Here is a 20,456-nt window from a genome sequence, read left to right on the forward strand (position 1 = left end):
TGCCCCTGGAAGACGTAAATTTCAGCGTTTATAGCCAATCCGATCATCGACAGGCATATTCTGAGCCATCAACTCGACGACCCAGTCAATGAACACACGCAGCTTGGCGCTGACGTGGCGATTGGGTGGAAAAGCGACGTACATCGGCATGGGTTCCAACTGCCAATCATCAAATAGTCGTACCAGCTCGCCGCTGGCTACGTGCTCCCTGGCCATGTAATCCGGCAGCCAAATGACGCCGAGCCCCGTCAGGGCCGCTGCAAGCCCCGCATTCCCGTCATCGACCGAGATCATACTGCGCCCCTGCACGGTGACACGCTCTTCGTTGCGGTGCAGGGCGTAAGGAAAGGCCAAGCCCGCGCGCGCCCATCTGAAACCGACAATGGCGTGCGGTGGGAGTGACAGCGCCTGCGGATGCGAAGGAACGCCGGCCTTTTCCAGATAGCTGGGCGCGGCGAAAACCCCAAGCGTCAGATCGCCCACGCGACGCGCCACCAAGGATAAATCGGTAAGCTCTCCACCGCGGATCACACAGTCCACGCCTTCATTGATGAGATCCACCCTGCGATCACTCACGCCCAAGTCGAGTTGAATATCGGGATACTGAGCGTGGAACGCGGGCAGGGCCGGAATCAGGATCATGCGTGCAAACGGGCTGGGGACGTCCACCCGGAGCCGCCCGCGGGGCAATATTGAGGCGTTGGACAGGCTGGTTTCGGCATCATCCATATCGGCCAGAAGCTTGATGACGCGCTCGTAGTAGGCCGCACCGTCCGCCGTGACGTTCACCTTGCGCGTGGTGCGGTTGAGCAGTTTGACACGTAGCCGGGCCTCTAGCTGTTGCACGAGTTGCGTCACGCTTGTCTTGCTCATGTGAAGTGTTTCGGCGGCCTTGGTAAAGCTGCCCGTCTCCACGACCCGGGCAAAGGCCTGCATTGCGTTAAAACGATCCATGGTTGCGCCAAACACCTCGTGATTGTTTGCAAACTACAAACAATGTTGAACAGAATCCGCCGTTTATCCACCACCAATGCAGGCTTACAGTGAATCCATCGTAAACAAAGGTCGGCTTCGACCTACTGATGGAGATTCATATGGCTAAGCGTGACGTCGTTTTCCCCTCGGGCCGCCAGGCGCTCTATGACCAGAACACCTATTCCGCTGCCATCCGCTCGGGTGACTTTTTGTTTGTGTCGGGCCAGGTCGGCAGCCGTGAGGACGGCTCACCCGAGCCGGACTTCGCCGCTCAAGTGCAGCTTGCCTTCGACAATCTAGAGCGTGTCCTGGCAGCAGCGGGGGCAAGCTTCGATGATATCGTCGATGTGACGAGTTTTCATACCGACCCGGAAGCCCAATTCCCTATCTGGCTGGAAGCCAAGGCGCGCGCGTTTCCAGAAAAACCCTACCCGAACTGGACAGCGGTCGGCGTTACCTGGCTGGCGGGGTTTGACTTTGAAATCAAGGTGATCGCTAAACTTCCCAAGTAATCACGCCACACCTCTCAAGCGCCAATACGTTGCGACGTTGCGGCGCTTCTGTTGGCAACCTTGACAGTTTTCTGCAAGCGCAGCGCGTCGCGTTTCGGCGGCGCCTTGAAAAGGCGACCGTATTCGCGGGTGAACTGGGAGACGCTCTCGTACCCCACCTCGAAGGCAGCATTGCTTGCGGTAACCCCTTCATCCAGCATTAGTCGGCGCGCTTCGATCAAACGCAGCCGCTGCTGGTATTGGCCCGGTGTTAGGGACGTCATGTACTTGAAGTGCTTATGAAACGAGCTAAGGCTCATGCCTGCTTCTGCGGCCAACTTCTCCACCGGCACGCGTGACGTGTAGTTAGCCCTGAGCATCTCGATAGCAGCCGCAAGGCGGCTTGCGTAGCTATCCGGATCAGCGATCTCGCGCAAGGCAGTGCCATGAGGTCCCGAGAGCAGCCAATAATGCAGCTCCTGCATGATACCGGGGCGTAGAAGCGGTTCGGACTCGGGACGATCCAGCAGTTTCATTAGCCGCGATGCGCAGTCAATCACCTCGGCGTCGGTGTCTACGGCGAACAGCGTCTGCATTTTCGATGCGCGCTGGGCGGGGGCACTGCCCATGTGCGCGGTAAGCTCGCGCAAGATTCGTCTATCCAGGTCAATCGCAACGGCCAGATAGGGCTCACTCTGGCTGGCTTGGACAATCCGCCCGACGACCGGCATATCCGCGCTCACAATCGCCGACTCCCCTCCAGCGACCACGCGGGTCTGGTGCCCGACCGTCATCCGCTTTGCCCCCTGTAACACCAGGCAAACCATCGGCTTGTAGACCGATTGCAAATCACCGGCGGGGGTTTCGACGCACATCATGCTAAGCCCCGGCACTGGGGATAACACCAAGCCATCGTGAGTGGCGTGGTGCTTGGCATAGGTTTGAACCGCCTGTTTGAGTGAGTTCATAGGCATTCCTCAAGCATCTCATCTCAACGTTAGCATGGCTGAGAGAGGGTTTCTCGACGCCTGCAGGATCAGGCAAGTTTTGCGCAAGGCTTGGCAAGACCCGCCCTCACCGGATAGTTAACACTAGGATGACTCAGCCATGGTCGCAGACGCCTCAATGGCACTGAGTCCTACCGAATTATTCCGTTAGATGGAGGGTTTAAAAGTGAACACATCAGGCAATACCATGCTCATCACCGGCGGTGGTTCCGGCATTGGTCGTGAACTTGCACAACGCTTCAACGCACTGGGTAACACGGTGATCGTCGCAGGCCGGCACATGGAAACGCTGGAGGAAACCATTGCCAGTAAGCAAAATATGCACGCGATGGTCGTCGATGTCGAGGACCCAAAAGCCATTACTGCCTTTGCCGAGCGCGTCGTCGCCGAACACCCCGACCTCAACGTGCTGATCAACAACGCAGGCATCATGCGCCGCGAGGACTTGACCAGCACCCGTGACCTAGCTGATGCCGAACAAACAGTCGTCACCAATCTGCTCGGCCCGATCCGGCTGACCAACGCCCTGACCAACCACCTGGTCAATCAACCAGACGCCGCCATCGTGAACGTTTCGTCTGGCTTGGCGTTTGTGCCGTTAAGCGGCACGCCTACCTACAACGCCACCAAGGCAGCCATTCACTCCTATACGATTTCGCTCCGCCAGCAGCTCAAGGGCAAGGTCGAGCTTATCGAACTGGCGCCTCCCGCGGTGCAGACGGAGCTGACACCTGGCCAGTCGACTCGCGAAGGTTATATGCCGCTCAACGACTATATCGACGAGGTCATGACGTTGTTCCAAGAAAAGCCCACGCCCAAGGAAATTCTGGTGGAAAACGTCAACTTCCTTCGCTGGGCGGAGCGTGACGGCCACTTTGATGAAGCGGTCGAGATGCTCAGCAAGATGTGAACGGCACGGCTTCATACCGACTGACGGGCTCCGCCGGATCAAAACTGCCAATTGGCTGGAACCCAGGCATAGCCGGTGTCGGTCTTGAGCATTCGGCCAAGCCCCGGGAAGGGAAAGTGGAAGCCGAGTACGGGTAGCCGGTCTGCCGCGGCCATATCGAAGATCCGGCGGCGGGAGGCCAACGCCTCTTCCTTGTCACGGTCCGGCCCGGGCACCCATGAGTGATCAATATTGACGATGGGATGATAGGCCAGGTCGGCGGTCAGCAATAGCTGATCATTTCCAGAGTGGACAAGGAAGTTCGCCATGCCGGGGGTGTGGCCCAATGCCGGAAGCGTGGTCAAGCCGGGAACGATTTCTGTGCCGGCTTCGTACAATTCGATATCGTTAGCGACCGGCTCAAGGCTCTGGCGGATCGCGGCGGCGAAATTGCGACGAAAATCCTCGGGTACCGGCATGTAGGAAAGGTCTGGATCGTTAGCGATGAAAAAGTCCCAATCGGCACGAGGCGCAAACACGGTTGCCCGCGGAAATGCCTTGCCCCCATCGGCCGTTCGCAGGTTGCCGACATGATCCGGGTGCGTGTGCGAGATAACCACAGTGTCGATATCCTCGGGCCGTAAACCAATAGCGGCCAGATTATCGAAAATGCGCCCGCCCAGCGGCCCCATGGTCTGCCCGGCGCCGGCTTCGAGAAGAATTCGCCGGCCATTCGTTTCAATAAGAAGTGTGTTGAGATACAGCGTCATGTGGTCGGTCGGCAGGAAGGCTTGCCTCAGCACCTCCTCCAGTTCTGCCTCAGGCGCATCGCTGGCGTAAACCTGCGGTGGGCCGCCTATCAGCCCGTCGCTCAACACCGTGGCAGAGATGTCGCCAACGCGAAAACGATAATAGCCGACATTGCCATCCGCATTGATACTCTGGGCCGTGGAAGCCGACTGTGCAAAGGCGATGCTGCCGGTCGGCAAGATCATGCCCGCCGTTACCGACGCCGCTGTCAATATCACCTGCCGACGATTCACTGTGATTCCGCTCATGTTGTTCACCCCGTTCGAGTCTCTGGTTGCAGGAGTCGTACTTGGTTTCAGCGCCATGCAAGACCAGGGATAGCTAAAACCGAGTCCTTGCGACGCGCTTTTAAAGGATGACCCAGAACGGGCTTGCAGATAAGCTAACCAAAACGGATCAGCTTATTAAGCAGGGCTTTGCAATGCGCCAACTACGCCTTGATAGCTTAGAGATATTTGAAGATGTGGTGCGCTGCGGTGGCTTTAGAGCCGCCGCACTTGGCAGGGGTGTGTCATCGTCCGCTATTAGCCAGTCGATCAGCGCACTTGAGGAAGCGCTGAACATCCGGCTTTTAAACCGAACGACACGCAGCGTCGCGCCCACTGAAGCAGGCGAGCAGCTGCTTGAAAGGCTCAGGCCCGCTCTTCACGATATCAGGACAGCGATCGACGACCTCAATCAACTGCGAGAACGCCCATCTGGCAGCGTGCGGATCAATGCCCCAGGGCCGGCGGCCGACCACGTGCTGTGCCCGCTGGCCTTTGAATTCATGAAAATGTATCCCGATATCAACGTTGAGATCGTAAGCGACGCGGCGATCGTCGATATTGTGGAACAGGGCTTCGATGCGGGTGTTCGCTTTGGTAAGCAGCTCGCTCAGGACATGATCGCCCTGCCCTTGGGCCCCTCCTTGCGCTATGCGATCGTGGCTTCGCCCGATTATCTTCGCGAGCATGGCCGCCCCGACGCACCGCGCGATCTCTTGCAGCATGACTGTATTCGCCGCCGTTTCCCAGGCGGCACCATGGTGACGTGGACCTTCGAGAAGGACGGTGACGAAGTCGAGATCACGCCGCAAGGCCGGTTGACGCTGAGTTCAGCACACCAAGAACGCCAGGCAGCGATGGCGGGCTCGGGCATCGCGCATCTGTTTGAGGATTATGTCCGCGCCGATCTCGAACAGGGCAACGTGATTGAATTGCTCAGTGACTGGAAGAAGACGCTGCCGAGTTGGTATCTGTATTATCCGAACAGGCGGCATACCAGCGCGGCCATGCGGGCCTTTCTCGACTATATCCGCCATAACCGCGGCCCTTAAACGTCGATCGTTTTAATAACCTTGGCGGGATTACCGCCTACTACAACATTATCAGGCACATCCTTAATAACGACGGCCCCCGACGCTATAACCACGTTATTGCCTACGCTAACGCCTGGGTTAATGATGGCACCGCCGCCAATCCAGACGTTATTTCCAAACCTAATCGGCTTTGCGTACTCTTTACCCGTATTACGCTCATGCGGATCAAGGGGATGGGTGGCCGTATAAATCTGCACATTGGGCCCCAGCATACAGTTATCGCCAAAGCGGATTTCACAAACATCCAGCAGCGTGCAGTCGAAGTTGGCAAAGAAGTTTTCACCGACATGAATATTATATCCATAGTCCAGGCGAATATTTGGCTCTACATAAAGACACTTCCCCGTAGAGCCAAATAAATCTTTTAACGCTTTCAAGCGCTGAGCGTCGGTTTCCAGCACTTGATTGTATTGCCTCACTTTGCGTCTTGTTTCTTCATGCTCTTTTCGCAATACCGGATCAGCAGGATTGTAGAGCTCTCCTGCCAGCATCTTGTCTTTTTCTGATCGCATTAGTTGCCTTCCTTGACAGAACCCCAGGTTATTCAAGCCCAGCCGTTTTTGTCTCGCTCCGGTTCGGCGTCAAGCGTCGCAGCCCGCTCACAATATCATCGACGCTACTGTAGACAACCGGAATCACCAGCAGGCTTAAAAGCGTCGAGGTGATCAACCCGCCAATGACCACAAAGGCCATGGGGGCCCGGAAGCTGGGATCGCCCGCCCACCCCAAGGCGATCGGCATCATGCCCGCCCCCATGGCGATCGTCGTCATCACGATGGGCCGGACACGCTTCTTGCAGGCATCAAGAGTAGCGTCCAAGCGTTCTAACCCATGCGCCCGACGGGCGATGATGATGTAGTCCACCAGCAGGATCGAGTTCTTGGTGGCAATCCCCATCAGCATAATCAATCCGATCATGGCAGGCAGCGACACGGGCGTCTGCGTGAGGAACAACGCCAGGAAAGCCCCGGGGATGGAGAGTACCAGTGCCACCAGAATGGTGATCGGCTGCATGAAATCCTTGAGCAGCAGCACCAGCACCATATAGATACACAACACGCCGGTCAGCATGGCAATCCCGAAGCTTGAGGCAAGCTCCTCCATTTCCTCTGCATCGCCTTCTGCTGCCTGAAACACGCCGCGCGGCAACTGACGTAAACTGGGCAGTGCCTGCACGGCCTGTTCGATTTCTCCCAAAGGCTGCCCTTGCAGGCTTACCTCGAAATTGACGTTGCGCAGACGATTATGCCGGGTGATTTCCGAAGGGCCACTGCTCCACTCAAAAGAGGCCACGCTCTCGAGTGGCACCATCCCATTAGCACCCGGGACAGGCAGTCGTTTAAGGGTCGCCATATCCTCCCGAGCCGCATCCGCCAGTCGGATCATCACTGGCACTTGGCGTGAGCTTAGGTTCAGCTTAGGCAGATCCTCGTCGTCATCTCCCACGGTCGCGATGCGCAGCGTATCGGCAATAGCTTGTGCAGAGACCCCAAGGTCGGCGGCGCGAGCAAAATCAGGGCGTACAATAAGTTCAGGCCTAACAAGGCTGGCCGTCGAACTCACCGCGCCGATGCCGGGAATGGAACGCATCTCCCGCTCGACTTGGCGGGCATGCTGTTCAAGTACCCGGCTATCCTCACCGGCGAGGACTAACTCATAGCCATCCCCCTCGTCGCCTACGCGAGTTCGCACGCCGGGAAGCGTGGCGAGTGCAGCGCGCAACTGCTGCTCTATGTCTTGCTGCGTAACGCCCGAGCGGGTTGCGCGATCCGCCAAACCAACGGTCAGCTCAACCGAGGTCACACCGCTGTCACTGCTGCCGGAGTCCTCACCGACGGCCGCGAAGACGCTGACGACATGGCGTTGCGTCACCAGTCGTGAGCGTGCCTGCTCGGCAAGCGCCTCCGCTTCAGACAAGGTACTGCCGGGCGGCAAGGTGAGCGTTGCCTGCGTTTGGGAATTATCATCCGGGGGTATGAAGGTACCCGGCAGGGTCGAGGCCAGCCAGATACCTCCTGCAAAGCAGGCCGTCGCCGCGATAATCGTTGTCTTACGGTGGTGCAGGCACCCGTTAGCAACAATCAAGTAGTAGCTAATCCACGCTGGATCGCGCGGGGGATGCTGGGGTTTACGTAGAAGATACGCAGCCAGCATGGGCGTCAGCAGGCGCGCCACCAACAGCGAAAACAGCACCGCTACCGAGGCCGTCCAACCGAACTGAACGAAGAATTTCCCGACGGTGCCGCTCATGAAGGCCGTGGGCAGAAAAACGGCAATCAACGTGAAGGTCGTGGCAACCACGGCCAAGCCGATTTCTGCCGCCGCATCCATGGCGGCCCGGCGCGGGGGCTTGCCCATTAGCAGATGCCGCTCGATATTCTCAATCTCGACGATGGCATCGTCCACCAGCACCCCGATCACCAGCGAGAGCGCCAGCAACGTCACCACATTGAGTGAGAAGCCCATCAGCTGCATGAAAGCGAAGGTGGGGATGATCGACAGCGGAAGCGTAACCGCCGCAATCAGTGTGGCACGCCAATTGCGCAGGAAGCAGAACACCACCACCACCGCCAGCGCCATGCCCTCGAATAACATCTGCATGGAGCCCTGGTAGTTCTCCACCACCTCCCCAACGAAATTGAAGGCTTCTTCGATCTCTATATGGGGATATTGCGCCTGCAATTCCGCGAGCGCAGACTGCACGCCCTCGGCCACATCCACCTCGCCGTATCCCTCGGCACGGGTCATCTCGAAGCCGACCACGGGCGCCCCATCCATCAATGCAATCGAACGCCGCTCGGCCACGGTATCGGTAACCGTCGCCACTTCATCAAGTCGAATGCGCCGACCGTCACTGAGCGCCAGCTCCATCGTCGCAAGCTCGGCGGCGGATTCAGCATTGGCGATGATGCGCACGGCCTGTTCGGCGCCGCCGACATCCACACGGCCACCGGGCGCCTCCAACTGCGCTTGGCGCAGCTGGCGGGAGATATCCAGCGCTGTCGTGTTTAACGCCAGCAGGCGATCCGGATCCAATGCCACGCGGACTTCGCGATCGACCCCACCGATGCGCCGAACCGAACCAACACCGGGCACCGCCAAGACGGCCTTGGTCATTTTGTCATCGACGAACCAGGAGATGGCCTCATCGTCTAGATCGGAGGAAGTCACCGTGTAGCGTACAATCGGCTCACTGGAAAACTCACCCTTCTGAATCACTGGATCACGCAGGTCGGCGGGTAGATCCGAGCGGATGCGAGCAACAGCGTCGCGCACATCATCAATAGCCTCTTGCACGGACTTTTCCAGCCGGAATTCGATAGCGATATCGGCATTACCATCCGTCAGCGTTGTAGAGATATTTTTGACGCCGGAGACGGTAGCGATGGAGTCCTCGATCTTGCGAGCAACCTCGTTCTCCATTAAGGCGGGGGCCGCACCGGGCAACGAGGCGGAGACCTCCACGAGGGGCAGCTGTACATCCGGCAAGTCCTGAATAAACAAGCCTCGGAAGGAGATGAGCCCCCAGAAGGTCAATAGAATAAAGAGCAGGATCACCGGAATAGGATTGCGAATCGCCCAGGATGAGGCATTAAGCGTCATACCCCCTCCTCCTCAACGTCGGTATCGTTCGTTTGGGGTGAATGAGCCGGCTCTCCTTCAATCACCCGAACCTGGTCACCATTGCCCAGAAAAGCACCGCCCGAGGCGACCACCTTGGCATCGGGCTCAAGACCGTCGCGAATTTCGATGCGATCATCCGTTTGCTGGCCAAGGGCAACTTTCTGCTCCGTTATCTGGCCTTCATCGCTGACGCGATGGACATAGCCAAAGCCATCGCGTCGTTGCACCGCAGCTCGGGGTAGCGTCATTACTTGGCGGCTGCCCAGTTCAAACTCTCCCCGCGCAAACATTCCCGCCCGAGCGACGTCGCTTGCTGGAAGATCGACGTAGACCAGGCCATTTCGGGTAGCGGCATCGACTAGCGGCGCAATTGTGCGCAAACGCCCGTCGAGTTCGTAGCCACCTGATAGGGTGACTCTGGCAGTCTGACCGGGCCGCAGCTTGTTCAGATCAGAAGCGGCGACTTCGGCCCGCCATTCCAGCCGACCGTTGCGCGTCAATCGGAACAATTCCTGATCGGCGCCGGTAACAGCGCCTACAGTGGCCGTGCGGGAGGTAATCAAACCGTCGTCTGGGACGACCACCTCCGTCTGAGCCAAGCGTATCGCTTGAGCTTCATTCTCTGCTTGTGCAACCTCTAGCCGCGCTCGTGCGGTCAGTTCGGCGGTTTCGTATTGCTGGATCTGCTGTTCTGAAAGCGACCCGGTGGTTTTCAAACCCCGGCCACGCTGGGCGTTTGCCGTGGCTTCCGCAAGCGTTGCTTCGGCTTCCGCCACGGCGGCGCGGCTTCTTGCAAGCTCTGCGCGCACCGTCCTGTCGTTATAAACGGCCAGCACCTGCCCTTCTGTGACCTCATCACCCACGTCTACCTTGACGTCGACCAGCCGCAGGCCGCTTATTTCGCTGCCGACACTGATCTCCTGCCACGCGGCAATATCACCATTGGCTTCAATCGTCGTCGGAAGCGTCTGAGATTTTAAGGTCGTCACATTGACCGATAGTGAGGGCTGCGCCGTGGGTTCGTCAGTTGTATCGCTTTCTGACGAGACAGCCTGTATACACGCCAGCGCGGCAACGCTGGCGGTCACGACAAGCATAATGCCGAGATACATTTTTCTGGTCGGAGGTGACATAATTCAGGCCTGTTCCAAATGGTTCAGTTCGTTGATGAAAAACGACATCAAGCATTTCTGTTGAACCACTATCGGCCTGTCTTCCTTTCTCATTTCTTACTGAGGTAACTTTTTAAAAAAATTGGGATCAGTAAGAAACCCGTAAGATAGCGCTCCTGATGATGGCACTTCCATAACGCTCTCACTTACACACAATGCTAGGAGTGCAACCATGAATTCTCATCAGTCGCTATTGCTGAACGGCCGCCTCACCACTATAAGATTGGCGACAACCGCATTTATCGGTGGTCTTGTTATTGCCTCTCCGTTGGCGTTCGCTGACGAAGAGAATTCAGACGGAACCACCTGGGGATTGGGCGTAGGCGCAATAAGCGAGCAGGAACCCTATGCCGGTATCGATCGGGATAACAGCGCCCTTCCCCTACTCCAGGTCGAGAACCGGTACTTTAGTCTCTTCGGCCCGGAAATCGAATTCAAACTGCCGAGTCTCATAATCAGCGACTCGCAACAGCTCAATTTCGGTATCGTCGCCGAGTACGATGAAAGCGGCTACGAAGAAGGCGACGCCCCGATTCTCAACGGCATGAGTGAACGCGAGGGCGGCTTCTGGGCGGGGGCAAAGGTGGAGTGGAAAAGCGATATCGTTGATGTCGGCGCTGAATGGCTCTCCGACGTCTCCGGCAACAGCGACGGGCAGCGCTTCGATCTTGGCCTGGAGAGAACGTGGGAATTCGGCGAACATGTAATGCTAACCCCACATTTGGGGGCGTCCTGGCAGGACGACAAGAACGTCGATTACTATTTCGGCGTTCGCGATAATGAGGTTCGCTTCGATCGCCCTGCCTATTCAGGGGAATCGGCTATCAATATCGAGGCGGGGGTGCGCGGCGTGTACCAGTTTGACGAGCATCACTCTGTGCTAATAGGTGTTGAGGTCACAAGTCTGGCGGACGAAATCAAAGATAGTCCGCTGGTGGATCGTTCGACCCAAAATGCCGTATTAGCTGGCTATCTTTATACATTCTGATGAGCCGCATACTGCTGATCGAGGACCACGACCGGCTGGCTCATTTAATGTGCAATGGGTTGGTAGCCGCTGGTATCGCCGTTGATATGGTCGACCGCATCGATTCGGCTTGGGTAGCTATCCAGCAGATGCCCTATCAGGCGCTGGTGCTTGATCGTGGCTTGCCAGATGGGGACGGACTGCTATTGCTGAAGAAGCTGCGCAACGCGGGGCTCAGCGTTCCCTGCCTGGTGTTGACGGCCCGCGATGCGCTGCATGACCGGCTAGAAGGTCTTGAATCCGGTGCCGATGACTACCTGCCCAAGCCATTTGCCATGGACGAGATGGTGGCACGGGTTAAGGCCTTGCTACGCCGCCCGGTGGAGTTCCACCCCATCGATACCAGTCATGGCGACCTGAGACTGCATACGGAAAGCGGCGTTCTGTTCAGCGGTAACGAGAGTATTACCCTTGCCTCGGCGGAGCTGCACATTATGCAGTTGTTGTTATACAAGCACGATGAGGTGGTCCGGCGCAGTGCGCTGGAAGCGGCGGCCTGGGGGTTAAGCGAGGCAGTGACGCCGAATGCCCTGGATGTGGCGCTGCACCGCTTACGCCGCAAGCTGCTTGCCATCGGTTCGCGCCAGCGAATCGCCAACGTCAGAGGGATGGGGTATGCGCTTCGTCAAGCGGATGACGCTAAATAGCCTGAGGCTGAAAGTGCTGCTGGCCTATTTGGCGGGTATGGTGCTGAGTATCACACTGCTGGTAATTGCCGCAGCTGTGATGCTTCAGAGTGATCTACTGCCTCGTATGGATCTGGCCGACGCGGCCGAGGGGATGGCGAACAATATCGAGTTCGACAGTCGTGGCCGGCCCGTCGGTTTCGACGCCAGCATGAACGACCGCGCTTGGCTATACGAAGGCCCACAACGCGAGACGGCGTACCGAATTCTGGATGATGCCGGGAACGTAGCGGTGGCCTCGAGTGCCGGAGAAGCTTTCTGGCCAGCCGACGGCGAGGTTCTACGTTTGGCGCGTGGCACCTTTTCCTTTGAGTATGATGACAGAACTTTCTACGGTGCCACGGAGCCCTTTGAGCATGGTGGAAGAACGTGGTATCTGCAGTTCGTCGCCAGTTCAAGATTCGTTGATGTTCTCTATCTCGTAGCCTTTCCACTGGTGGTAGCGGGCGTACTGGTGTTTGGCTTTGTCATGTTCGTTGCCTTCGGTCTATGCGCCTACATTACCTTGCGCTTAACCCTCAAGCCGCTGCGCGATGTTTCCAAATCGGCGGCGGCTATCTCGCCGCACTCTATCGATGCCCGGCTCGATACGGAAGCGGTACCTGTGGAAATTGCGCCCCTGGTGGATAGTTTCAATCACGCCCTGGCGCGCCTTGAGCGGGGTTATCGTCTCCAGCAGGAGTTTCTCGCCCATGCAGCGCACGAGTTAAAAACACCACTGGCCTTGATTCGTGCACAGATTGAATTGATCGCGGATGGTAAGAATGATCGCGAGGCGCTATTGAGCGATGTCGAGTACATGACGCGGCAGGTGCAACAACTGCTACTGCTGGCCGAAGCGAGCGAGGCGCACAACTACCAGTTTAGCGTTGTTCGGATGCAGGACATCGCCCACGAAACTTCCACCTACTTGCAACGTATGGCGGAGTCCACCGACGTGCATTTAACCGTTCTCGCCGCTAATGATGGGGTGACATGGAAGGCTGATCGTGGGGCATGCTTCACCTTGCTCAAAAACTTGCTGGAGAACGCTATCCAGCATGCTCCCAAGCAGAGCCTCGTCAGCATTGAGATCCAGGAAAACAGTATAACCGTGCGAGACCGGGGGCCTGGCGTCGCGCCAGAACAGCTGCCTCTGCTGTTCTCTCGTTTCTGGCGAGGTGCGCATCGACGCGACCACGGCGCCGGTTTGGGGCTGGCGATCTGCCAGGAGATTGCCATGGCGCACGGTTGGGAGCTCTCGGCCCACAACGCCCACCCTGGGTTGATTATGGCGCTAAACAGAGAATACGGGACCAGTGAAAGCGGTAAGCAGGGCATCGCACGCAATTGATCAAGGGATCGTCATAACCAAACGTTTACCAACGAGGTGGTCATGCAAATTTTAAGACGTAAGCCCCTAAACCCGTCTAATCTGCCCGATACCCTGGCCGAAGGCCATAGCCAAGCCGTGTTGGTACAGGGAGGCAACTGGGTGCTGATGTCCAGCCAAGTGGGGGTGGATTCGTCGGGCGAGCTGGCGGGTCCCGAGCTTGCCGAGCAGACCGATGCGGCGCTGGACAATGTTGAACAGTTGCTAACAGGCCTCGGTGGCGATCTTTCGCGAGTGGTAATGTTGAGAATTTACCTGGCCGAATCCGCGCGTTACGACCAGCACGTGGTGATGGAAGCGTTGAAGCACCGCTTCCCCGTCGCGCCGCCGGCGGCTACTTGGCTGATTGTGTACGGCCTTGCCGAGCCGGAATGGCTGGTTGCCTTCGAGGCCGAGGCGGTACTGCCAGCATTCACCGAGAATGGCTAAGCGCTTATCACGTCACGACCATGCGCAAACGCACACTAGCCCCGCAGCTCTCGCAATAGATCAATAAAAGCCCGCAGGCTCGGTGGAACATGCCGGTTATTCGGGTAGTAAAGACACAGCCCTGGAATGGGCGGGCACCACGCTTCCAGCACGGTCATCAGCCTCCCATCGCGCAAATAGGCATGTGCATAGGACTCTGGCACGTAGGCAATCCCCAACCCATCCGCCGCAGCCTCCACCATCAGTTGGCTACTGTCCAAGGTCAACGCGCCAGGCACGTCTACCGCCACGTCCTGGCCGTTTTGCTGAAACTCCCAGCGGTAGAGTTTACCGCTCGGCAGCCGTTGCCTTATGCACTGGTGAGTGGCCAGGTCGTCCGGGCTCTTTGGTGCCGCCCGGCCACGTAGATAGTCAGGGGAGGCAACGGCAAGAAAACGCAGCTCATTACCCACAGGGATGGCGATCATATCCTGAGGAACCGCCTCTCTCAGCCTGACACCCGCATCAAACCCCTGCTCGACAATATCCACCAGCCGCCCCTCGGCCACGAGATCAAGCTCGACGCCCTCATGAAGGGCGAGAAAACGCGGCACCACGGTTTGCAGTAACAGCCGAATGGCCCCTTCGCTGCCGTTGATACGCAGCCGACCCGTAATTTTCCCCTCGGCGCTGGACGCATCCTCCAGAATCGACTCCAAGTCGCTCAATAGCGGGCTCAGCCGCTGGAGCAGGCGCTCGCCGCTCTCGGTCAGCGAGACGCTGCGTGTGGTTCGGTGCAGTAGCCGGGTGCCCAACCGTTGTTCAAGCGTGCGCAGGGTATGGCTGAGTGAAGAGCGGCTGACGCCCATCAGGTCGGCTGCGCGGCGAAAGCTGCGGTGTTCCGCCACGGCCTGAAACGCCTTGAGGTCGGTTAGCGTTGACTTGCCCATTGGTGAATTACTTTCACCTCTTCGTGCCAATTGATGAGTATTCTCTTACCAGTATTACTGCCCTAGCCTTTGTCTTGCAACACTTGATGAATGACTTAGGAGTTAATCTCATGGCTAAAACCTGGCTTATCACAGGCACTTCCACCGGCCTTGGCCGCCTGCTCACTGAACGGCTGCTAGAACGCGGCGACCACGTTATAGCAACGCTACGCCGTAAGGGGGCGCTGGACGACTTGCTCGCCTTGCACGGTGATCGTTTGCAGATACTAACCTTCGACGTGACGGATACACAGACGATGAGAGATGCCGTTTCGCAAGCGTTCACGACGTTCGGTCGAATCGATGTGGTCGTCAGCAATGCGGGGTATGGACTCTTTGGCGCTGCCGAGGAAGCCAGCGATGAACAGATTGAGCGGCAAATCGCGACTAACCTCACAGGCTCCATACAGTTCATTCGCGCTGTACTGCCCCATTTACGCGAACAAGGGGGTGGCCGCATCGTTCAGGTATCGTCAGAGGGCGGCCAGATCGCCTATCCAAGCTTCAGCCTATATCACGCCACGAAGTGGGGCATCGAGGGGTTCGTCGAATCCGTGGCGAAGGAGGTCGCGCCTTTTGGTATTGATTTCGTTATCGCCGAGCCGGGTCCCACTGCCACCCACTTTGCTGAAGGGCTGGATCGCACACTCACGACGCCAATCTATGAAGATACCCCCGCAGGCGAGCTGCGTAGGGCACTGGCGTCAGGTGACTTAGCCATTAAGGGCGATGCAGGCAACACCGTTGATGCCATGATTAATATAACCGACATGCCGAACCCACCGCTGCGAATTACGTTAGGCAGCACGGCCTATGACTCCATTCGCCATGCGCTAAAAGCGCGGCTTGAGTCGCTTGAAACGTACAAGGAGGTAGCGCTATCTGCCGACAGGAAGGAGGTTTAAGGCCACCTGTCGCAACAGCTGGTTTATCGCCTCGCAGAGAATGATCATTGATGATGTAAAATGATCGTTTTACACTACTAAGCATGGATACCAAGACAAAGCTTATTTCAGCAGCAGAGCAGCTTTTCGACCGGCACGGCTTTACCGCCACTGGGATGGACAAGCTCACTAAGGCAGCCAGCATGTCGAGCCGAACGCTCTACAAACATGCGGGCAGTAAAACATCGCTAATCACGAACGTGCTCAACGAGCGCCACCGGCGCTTCCACCAGCTCATGGACGTGGATAGCGTCGACGCGTTGTTTGACGCGCTGGAGGAATGGATACGGATCGAGAGTGCGAGAGGATGCCTTTTCCTACGCGCTTACGGTGAAACCGGGGGTGACACGCCGGAAATCACCGAGGCCGTTTTGGTTCACAAAGCGAAGCTCTATGAAAAAATCCAGCACATTGTCGCGCTGGAGACCGGTGGCAAGGAGACGCCGGAACTCGCTGAACAGCTTCTTATCCTCTACGAAGGCGCCACCGCAGCCGCGATTTACCGTGGCCCGCAGGCGATAACCTCGGCTCGCAAAGCCGCATTATCACTTATCAAGCAGGCACGCTCATGAATCCGAGCTTATATCTTGGTGCGGCGGGGTTTGGCCTGATTGCGGTATGCTACGGCTTTGCCCGCTTTGCCTTTGGGCTCTTCCTACCCCAGATCGATACCGACCTTGCGCTATCGCCTACGTTAAGTGGCTTCATATCGGGTGGGTCTTTTCTGGGCTACTGCATTGCCATCATTCTATCGGCCTACCTGACCGAACGCATCGGTGCCCGCGCCGTCGCTGTTGGGGCGGCCCTGGTCGCAGCAGGGGGCATGGCAGGCATCGCCATGGCGCCCTCGCCACTGCTGCTCGCCAGCGCGGTGATGCTGGCAGGCTCAAGCACCGGGCTTGCCTCACCGCCCATGGCGGCAGCGGTGGCTACCGCTGTCCGGCCTGATCAACAAAGTACCACCAATACCATCATTAATGCGGGCACCAGTGCTGGCGTGGTGCTTTCCGGGCCCGTCGCGTTACTCATGGGAGGCCAATGGCGATTAGCCTTCGCGTGTTTTGCAGCGGCCGCTTTTGTGATGGCGGTGGCCACCGCGCTAAGCGTACCCAGCGGCACCAAAGCGACTCAGACCGCAGGCGGTTTGCCTCCCTTTGACCGCGCAATTGTCCGCTTGATTACAGCCTCTTTTCTGATGGGGGCGTCCAGCACCGCTATTTGGTCGTTCGGCGGCAAACTTGCCGCGCTGCAGTTAGGCTGGGGCAACACCGGCGCTGGGCTGCTCTGGATCGCCATCGGGGCAGCGGGTATTGCGGGAGCAGGCGCAGGAACATTGGTAGCGCGGTTCGGGATCGACCGCGTGCATTGGCTGTTCCTTGCCGCATTGGCGATAGGCATTGTGCTGGTCGGCAACAGCGCCACGACTCCCCTATTAACGCTCGGCGGCGGCATGCTTTTTGGCGCGGCGTATATCATGCTGACAGGCGTTTATCTGGTATGGGGCGTTACGGCACTACCCGACCGTCCTGCCACAGGCTTGATGGTCGGATTTTTGACCATCGCCATCGGCCAGACCGCTGGTGCCCCCATTTTCGGCTTTTTACTGGGGTGGCTGACACCCGACGTCGCCGTGTTGGTGTTTGCGTGCCTTGCCTTTACCGCCGGATTGGCGAGGGCTGGTACCGCTACGCTCAAGCCTGCGTAGAAAAATAAAGCCGATTTTTAGCCAACTGAGAAACGGCAACACCACCTTATCGAATTTCAGGCAACTATCGACTACGGTTATCTCACATCACTTGCCAAAGGAGCTGCACATGATCGAGACCAGGGAAGAACTCGACGCCATCAAAGCGTCATGCCAGTCGATGGTCACGAAGAGCTCAGGCCTTTCAGCCGGGGCGGCGATCATTCCCATTCCAGGCGTGGACCTCGGTTCGGACGTGGCTATATTGACCCGGTTAATTCCCAACATTAATCAAAAATTCGGCTTAACCCCTGAGCAAATCGAAAGCCTGGATACCGAATCCAAGCTCTTTGTCATGACCGCCATTTCCAATACCGGCAGCAAACTGGCGGGCAAATACATCACCAAGAAGCTGATCGTGGCGCTGCTACAGAAGATGGGCGTCAAGGTAGCCGCTAAAGGCGTGACAAAGTTCGTTCCTTTTATCGGTAGCGCTGTGGCAGGCAGTATTAGCTTCACTGCCATGAAGATGATGGGCAACCGTCATATCGAAGATTGTTATCAAATTGCCCTGGCGGCTCTGGAAAATGAGCGGCTAGAGCAAGACATTGTGCTTGAGCCAGAGCCACTCGTTGCTGATAATTTACCCACGAAAGCCAAGTAGCGGCCTGTATTGGCCCCTTCTATTGACCACCGTTGCCAAGGTGCCGGCTACCGCGTCTTTATCGTTGATGGCCTAACAGACGCCTAAAAAGCAACCCCCGCCTAAAAAGCGGGGGTTTTCAATTTTGCCAGGAGCCTTGATAGTGCCTTACCAGCGATAGCTGACTTTGGCCACGACTTCACGGCCCTGATTGTAAAAGTCAGCCGTACCGGAGCCCACCACGTGCTGCTCGTCAAGCAGGTTGCTGACGTTGACGGTAAGATCGGTGTCTTGATTAAGCTGATAGCTGAAAGACGCATCAAACAGCGTTGCCGCATCGCTCTTGGACGTATTGGCGGCATCAAAGTAGTAGGCATCCGTATAGCGGGCACCCAGGCCAACACTCATATCCTGATTTGGCAGCGCGTAATGCGTCCAGATTGAGGCCGTATGTTTCGGTGCCTCAGTGAACTCATTGCCCTCGAGCGAAGTGCCATCCTGGAGCGTACCGCGCTTCACTTCAGACTCCATATAGGAATAGCCACCCGTCAGGCTCAGGTTATCGGTTAGCTCGGCCTTGGCTTCCAAATCCAGGCCGTGAACCTGAGATTCGCCAATGTTTTCGCGCTCGATAGTGCCGTTATCCTGCACAACCGCGATGGTGACATCGTCCTTGTTCAGCTCATAGACCGACGCTGAGAACAACGCATTCATGCCAAACGGCGCATATTTCACGCCAACCTCATACTGCTCGCCGCGTTCGGGCGTTACACCCACCTCGGGTGGCGCGACCGATTCCACCATGCTGACATAGGTAGAAACTTCATCGGTGACACGGTAGGTCAATGCCCCCCGAACGGAGGTTTCCGAGAAGTCGTCGGAAGAAGTCGTGTCACTGAGCAAATCGGTGCTGGAAAGATCGAGAGCGTCGTTGCGTAGCCCACCCGTGACGATAAAGCGGTCGAAGAACGACAGGTTCTGTTGGACGAACACTGAACGGGTCTCGTAGTCCTGCTCCTCGCTGTTGTAAACCGTCAGGCTACTTGGAGCACCGCTGTAAACCGGGTTCGAGATATCGATCGAGCTCCCCGGTGCGTAAACGGACGTCCCTTCACTTGATGCATCACGATACTCGACACCCGCCAGCGTACTACTGTCGACCTCACCGAACCGGGCATCGTATTGCAAGATGGCATTGCCGATCAGTTCCTGGGCTTCGCTGTCTGAACCGAGATAGCCGCGGTTTACTACTGTGCCGACACGGTCAACACTGTCCGTCAAATAAACATAACCATAGTCGTCGGTTAGATCGCTATAGCGCAGGTTGCCACGCAGGGTTAACCCATTATCGAAATCATGGGTGAGCTGGCCGGTCATGCTGGTTCGCTCAACATCGTGAAAGTTGTAGTCCGGCTCACCGAAGAATTCGCTGCGACTGTATTCCCGGTCGAATGGATAACCGCCACTGTTGGGGGTACTGTCACGGCTCAGATGATCCAGCATCACTGTCGCTGTGGTGTAGTCCGTCGGTTCCCAGGTCAAGCCGCCCATCAGGAACTCGTTATCATCTTCGGAATGATCGTATTCGCGATCACTATCCTGGATTTTGCCGGTGAAGCGATAGGCAAGCGTCTCGCTATCATTCAACGTGTCGCCTACATCTAGCCCAGCCTCTTTACGATCAAATGAGCCATAGGATAGATAGCCTTCTCCAAAACGCTCAAACTTTGGCCGTTTGCTCACGAAGTTTACCGAGCCGCCCGGATCGGCGGGGCCAAACAAGGTAGAGTTGGCGCCACGCAGCACTTCAACACGCTCATAGGCGTAGGGTTCCTCGCGAACACCGCGCATGGAGCCCAGCGTCAGCCCGTCGCGGTAAGTAGTCGCCTGGAAGCCGCGGATCTTGAAATAATCGTTACGGTCATCAGTTGCGTAGTACTCGGTGATAACCCCTGGCGTATATTGAAGAACGTCCTCGGTGGTATTAGCGTCCCGCTGCTCAATCTCCTTTTCCGTAATGACCGACACAGAAGCGGGAGTATCGAGAATACTGGTCGCGACTTTGCCGCCCACCCACAGCTCTTGGGCCATTATCGAGTTTGCATCATCATCCGCGTAGGCCTGGGCGTTAACGATAATGGGGGAGAGACGATAATCCTCGTTACTGTCACTGCCGTCGGCTGTCTCTTGGGCACTCCCAATCATGGGAAGAGTGAACAGCGTCGTGCCGCACAAAATGGCGGCAGTGGTCTGCTGCCACCGTAAGCGATTCGCATGGCATCGGACGCGGCTACTGCTATCAGTCATGTTAAAGATCCCTTGAAATGAATAAAACTGCCCTGCTCGCCTTGTGGTTTTGGTTTGAAAGACGCGGG

19 protein-coding genes are annotated in these 20,456 nt (G+C 57.2%); 11 read left to right on the forward strand and 8 right to left on the reverse strand.

Annotated features, from left to right (window positions below; genetic code table 11):
- Positions 1–21: 21 nt before the first annotated feature.
- Positions 22–954 carry a LysR family transcriptional regulator gene (locus GA0071314_RS14085; RefSeq protein WP_074397240.1) on the reverse strand — a complete coding sequence of 311 codons (933 nt, stop codon included), beginning with the start codon at positions 952–954 and terminating at the stop codon, positions 22–24.
- Between the two features lie 140 nt (positions 955–1,094).
- Between GA0071314_RS14085 and GA0071314_RS14090 the strand changes: the two genes are divergently transcribed.
- Complete coding sequence (locus tag GA0071314_RS14090) at positions 1,095–1,487, forward strand: RidA family protein (RefSeq protein ID WP_074397241.1); 393 nt, start codon at positions 1,095–1,097, stop codon at positions 1,485–1,487.
- A 14-nt stretch (positions 1,488–1,501) separates the two neighbouring features.
- Here GA0071314_RS14090 and GA0071314_RS14095 read toward each other — a convergent pair whose 3' ends face one another.
- Positions 1,502–2,434: an AraC family transcriptional regulator gene (locus GA0071314_RS14095; protein WP_074397242.1), complete on the reverse strand. Its 933-nt coding sequence runs from the start codon at positions 2,432–2,434 to the stop codon at positions 1,502–1,504.
- A gap of 205 nt (positions 2,435–2,639) precedes the next feature.
- On the opposite strand from GA0071314_RS14095, the gene GA0071314_RS14100 reads away from it, so the two are divergent.
- Positions 2,640–3,383 carry an SDR family oxidoreductase gene (locus GA0071314_RS14100; protein ID WP_074397243.1) on the forward strand — a complete coding sequence of 248 codons (744 nt, stop codon included), beginning with the start codon at positions 2,640–2,642 and terminating at the stop codon, positions 3,381–3,383.
- A gap of 38 nt (positions 3,384–3,421) precedes the next feature.
- Here the strand turns inward: GA0071314_RS14100 and GA0071314_RS14105 are convergent, their stop codons facing one another.
- The gene (locus tag GA0071314_RS14105) at positions 3,422–4,420 is read right to left on the reverse strand and encodes an MBL fold metallo-hydrolase (protein WP_082934263.1); all 999 of its coding nucleotides are present in this window, start codon (positions 4,418–4,420) and stop codon (positions 3,422–3,424) included.
- Positions 4,421–4,527: 107 nt separating this feature from the next.
- Here GA0071314_RS14105 and GA0071314_RS14110 point away from each other — a divergent pair, with 107 nt between their 5' ends.
- Entirely contained in the window at positions 4,528–5,490 is a 963-nt protein-coding gene (locus tag GA0071314_RS14110) for a LysR family transcriptional regulator (protein ID WP_074397244.1), read from the forward strand.
- On the opposite strand, the gene GA0071314_RS14115 is transcribed toward GA0071314_RS14110, so the two are convergent.
- From GA0071314_RS14115 to GA0071314_RS14125, 3 genes are read right to left on the reverse strand one after another with little or no spacing between them, the layout of a single operon-like run.
- Complete coding sequence (locus tag GA0071314_RS14115; RefSeq protein WP_074397245.1) at positions 5,487–6,044, reverse strand: sugar O-acetyltransferase; 558 nt, start codon at positions 6,042–6,044, stop codon at positions 5,487–5,489. The genes GA0071314_RS14110 and GA0071314_RS14115 overlap by 4 nt on opposite strands.
- A 28-nt stretch (positions 6,045–6,072) precedes the next feature.
- On the reverse strand, positions 6,073–9,135 hold the full coding sequence (locus GA0071314_RS14120) for an efflux RND transporter permease subunit (RefSeq protein ID WP_074397246.1): 3,063 nt from the start codon (positions 9,133–9,135) through the stop codon (positions 6,073–6,075).
- Positions 9,132–10,289, reverse strand: coding sequence for an efflux RND transporter periplasmic adaptor subunit (locus GA0071314_RS14125; RefSeq protein WP_231896459.1), 1,158 nt, complete (start codon positions 10,287–10,289; stop codon positions 9,132–9,134). Before GA0071314_RS14125 ends, GA0071314_RS14120 begins: the two co-directional genes overlap by 4 nt.
- Before the next feature lie 211 nt (positions 10,290–10,500).
- Here GA0071314_RS14125 and GA0071314_RS14130 point away from each other — a divergent pair, with 211 nt between their 5' ends.
- The 4 genes from GA0071314_RS14130 to GA0071314_RS14145 are packed head-to-tail and all read left to right on the forward strand — an operon-like array spanning position 10,501 to position 13,842.
- Entirely contained in the window at positions 10,501–11,316 is an 816-nt protein-coding gene (locus GA0071314_RS14130) for a MipA/OmpV family protein (RefSeq protein WP_074397248.1), read from the forward strand.
- Positions 11,316–12,002 carry a response regulator transcription factor gene (locus tag GA0071314_RS14135; protein ID WP_074397249.1) on the forward strand — a complete coding sequence of 229 codons (687 nt, stop codon included), beginning with the start codon at positions 11,316–11,318 and terminating at the stop codon, positions 12,000–12,002. Before GA0071314_RS14130 ends, GA0071314_RS14135 begins: the two co-directional genes overlap by 1 nt.
- Positions 11,971–13,374: an ATP-binding protein gene (locus GA0071314_RS14140; RefSeq protein WP_074397250.1), complete on the forward strand. Its 1,404-nt coding sequence runs from the start codon at positions 11,971–11,973 to the stop codon at positions 13,372–13,374. Before GA0071314_RS14135 ends, GA0071314_RS14140 begins: the two co-directional genes overlap by 32 nt.
- A gap of 42 nt (positions 13,375–13,416) precedes the next feature.
- Positions 13,417–13,842 (forward strand): Rid family hydrolase, encoded by a 426-nt coding sequence (locus tag GA0071314_RS14145; RefSeq protein ID WP_074397251.1) that lies wholly within the window; start codon positions 13,417–13,419, stop codon positions 13,840–13,842.
- Between the two features lie 35 nt (positions 13,843–13,877).
- Here the strand turns inward: GA0071314_RS14145 and GA0071314_RS14150 are convergent, their stop codons facing one another.
- Complete coding sequence (locus GA0071314_RS14150; RefSeq protein WP_074397252.1) at positions 13,878–14,771, reverse strand: LysR family transcriptional regulator; 894 nt, start codon at positions 14,769–14,771, stop codon at positions 13,878–13,880.
- A gap of 110 nt (positions 14,772–14,881) precedes the next feature.
- On the opposite strand from GA0071314_RS14150, the gene GA0071314_RS14155 reads away from it, so the two are divergent.
- From GA0071314_RS14155 to GA0071314_RS14170, 4 genes are all read left to right on the forward strand, one after another.
- On the forward strand, positions 14,882–15,715 hold the full coding sequence (locus tag GA0071314_RS14155; RefSeq protein WP_074397253.1) for an SDR family oxidoreductase: 834 nt from the start codon (positions 14,882–14,884) through the stop codon (positions 15,713–15,715).
- An 83-nt stretch (positions 15,716–15,798) separates the two neighbouring features.
- A complete protein-coding gene (locus GA0071314_RS14160; RefSeq protein WP_074397254.1) occupies positions 15,799–16,326 on the forward strand; it encodes a TetR/AcrR family transcriptional regulator in 528 nt (175 codons plus the stop codon).
- The gene (locus tag GA0071314_RS14165) at positions 16,323–17,459 is read left to right on the forward strand and encodes an MFS transporter (protein WP_074397255.1); all 1,137 of its coding nucleotides are present in this window, start codon (positions 16,323–16,325) and stop codon (positions 17,457–17,459) included. Before GA0071314_RS14160 ends, GA0071314_RS14165 begins: the two co-directional genes overlap by 4 nt.
- Positions 17,460–17,568: 109 nt before the next feature.
- Positions 17,569–18,102 (forward strand): hypothetical protein, encoded by a 534-nt coding sequence (locus GA0071314_RS14170; RefSeq protein WP_074397256.1) that lies wholly within the window; start codon positions 17,569–17,571, stop codon positions 18,100–18,102.
- A 147-nt stretch (positions 18,103–18,249) separates the two neighbouring features.
- Here GA0071314_RS14170 and GA0071314_RS14175 read toward each other — a convergent pair whose 3' ends face one another.
- The gene (locus tag GA0071314_RS14175) at positions 18,250–20,388 is read right to left on the reverse strand and encodes a TonB-dependent siderophore receptor (protein WP_074397257.1); all 2,139 of its coding nucleotides are present in this window, start codon (positions 20,386–20,388) and stop codon (positions 18,250–18,252) included.
- Positions 20,389–20,456: the final 68 nt, after the last annotated feature.

The organism is Halomonas sp. HL-93, assembly GCF_900086985.1.
In the GTDB taxonomy this organism is placed as follows: domain Bacteria; phylum Pseudomonadota; class Gammaproteobacteria; order Pseudomonadales; family Halomonadaceae; genus Vreelandella.

What these genes read in the sequence shown, in the direction of transcription:
- GA0071314_RS14090 (WP_074397241.1), top strand. Translation starts at nt 1,095, where the DNA reads ATGGCTAAGCGTGACGTCGTTTTCCCCTCGGGCCGCCAGGCGCTCTAT.
- GA0071314_RS14160 (WP_074397254.1), top strand. Translation starts at nt 15,799, where the DNA reads ATGGATACCAAGACAAAGCTTATTTCAGCAGCAGAGCAGCTTTTCGAC.
- GA0071314_RS14170 (WP_074397256.1), top strand. Translation starts at nt 17,569, where the DNA reads ATGATCGAGACCAGGGAAGAACTCGACGCCATCAAAGCGTCATGCCAG.
- GA0071314_RS14095 (WP_074397242.1), bottom strand. Translation starts at nt 2,434, where the DNA reads ATGAACTCACTCAAACAGGCGGTTCAAACCTATGCCAAGCACCACGCC.
- GA0071314_RS14105 (WP_082934263.1), bottom strand. Translation starts at nt 4,420, where the DNA reads ATGAGCGGAATCACAGTGAATCGTCGGCAGGTGATATTGACAGCGGCG.
- GA0071314_RS14150 (WP_074397252.1), bottom strand. Translation starts at nt 14,771, where the DNA reads ATGGGCAAGTCAACGCTAACCGACCTCAAGGCGTTTCAGGCCGTGGCG.
- GA0071314_RS14135 (WP_074397249.1), top strand. Translation starts at nt 11,316, where the DNA reads ATGAGCCGCATACTGCTGATCGAGGACCACGACCGGCTGGCTCATTTA.
- GA0071314_RS14125 (WP_231896459.1), bottom strand. Translation starts at nt 10,289, where the DNA reads ATGTCACCTCCGACCAGAAAAATGTATCTCGGCATTATGCTTGTCGTG.
- GA0071314_RS14175 (WP_074397257.1), bottom strand. Translation starts at nt 20,388, where the DNA reads ATGACTGATAGCAGTAGCCGCGTCCGATGCCATGCGAATCGCTTACGG.
- GA0071314_RS14145 (WP_074397251.1), top strand. Translation starts at nt 13,417, where the DNA reads ATGCAAATTTTAAGACGTAAGCCCCTAAACCCGTCTAATCTGCCCGAT.
- GA0071314_RS14110 (WP_074397244.1), top strand. Translation starts at nt 4,528, where the DNA reads ATGACCCAGAACGGGCTTGCAGATAAGCTAACCAAAACGGATCAGCTT.
- GA0071314_RS14085 (WP_074397240.1), bottom strand. Translation starts at nt 954, where the DNA reads ATGGATCGTTTTAACGCAATGCAGGCCTTTGCCCGGGTCGTGGAGACG.
- GA0071314_RS14155 (WP_074397253.1), top strand. Translation starts at nt 14,882, where the DNA reads ATGGCTAAAACCTGGCTTATCACAGGCACTTCCACCGGCCTTGGCCGC.
- GA0071314_RS14130 (WP_074397248.1), top strand. Translation starts at nt 10,501, where the DNA reads ATGAATTCTCATCAGTCGCTATTGCTGAACGGCCGCCTCACCACTATA.
- GA0071314_RS14115 (WP_074397245.1), bottom strand. Translation starts at nt 6,044, where the DNA reads ATGCGATCAGAAAAAGACAAGATGCTGGCAGGAGAGCTCTACAATCCT.
- GA0071314_RS14120 (WP_074397246.1), bottom strand. Translation starts at nt 9,135, where the DNA reads ATGACGCTTAATGCCTCATCCTGGGCGATTCGCAATCCTATTCCGGTG.
- GA0071314_RS14165 (WP_074397255.1), top strand. Translation starts at nt 16,323, where the DNA reads ATGAATCCGAGCTTATATCTTGGTGCGGCGGGGTTTGGCCTGATTGCG.
- GA0071314_RS14140 (WP_074397250.1), top strand. Translation starts at nt 11,971, where the DNA reads ATGCGCTTCGTCAAGCGGATGACGCTAAATAGCCTGAGGCTGAAAGTG.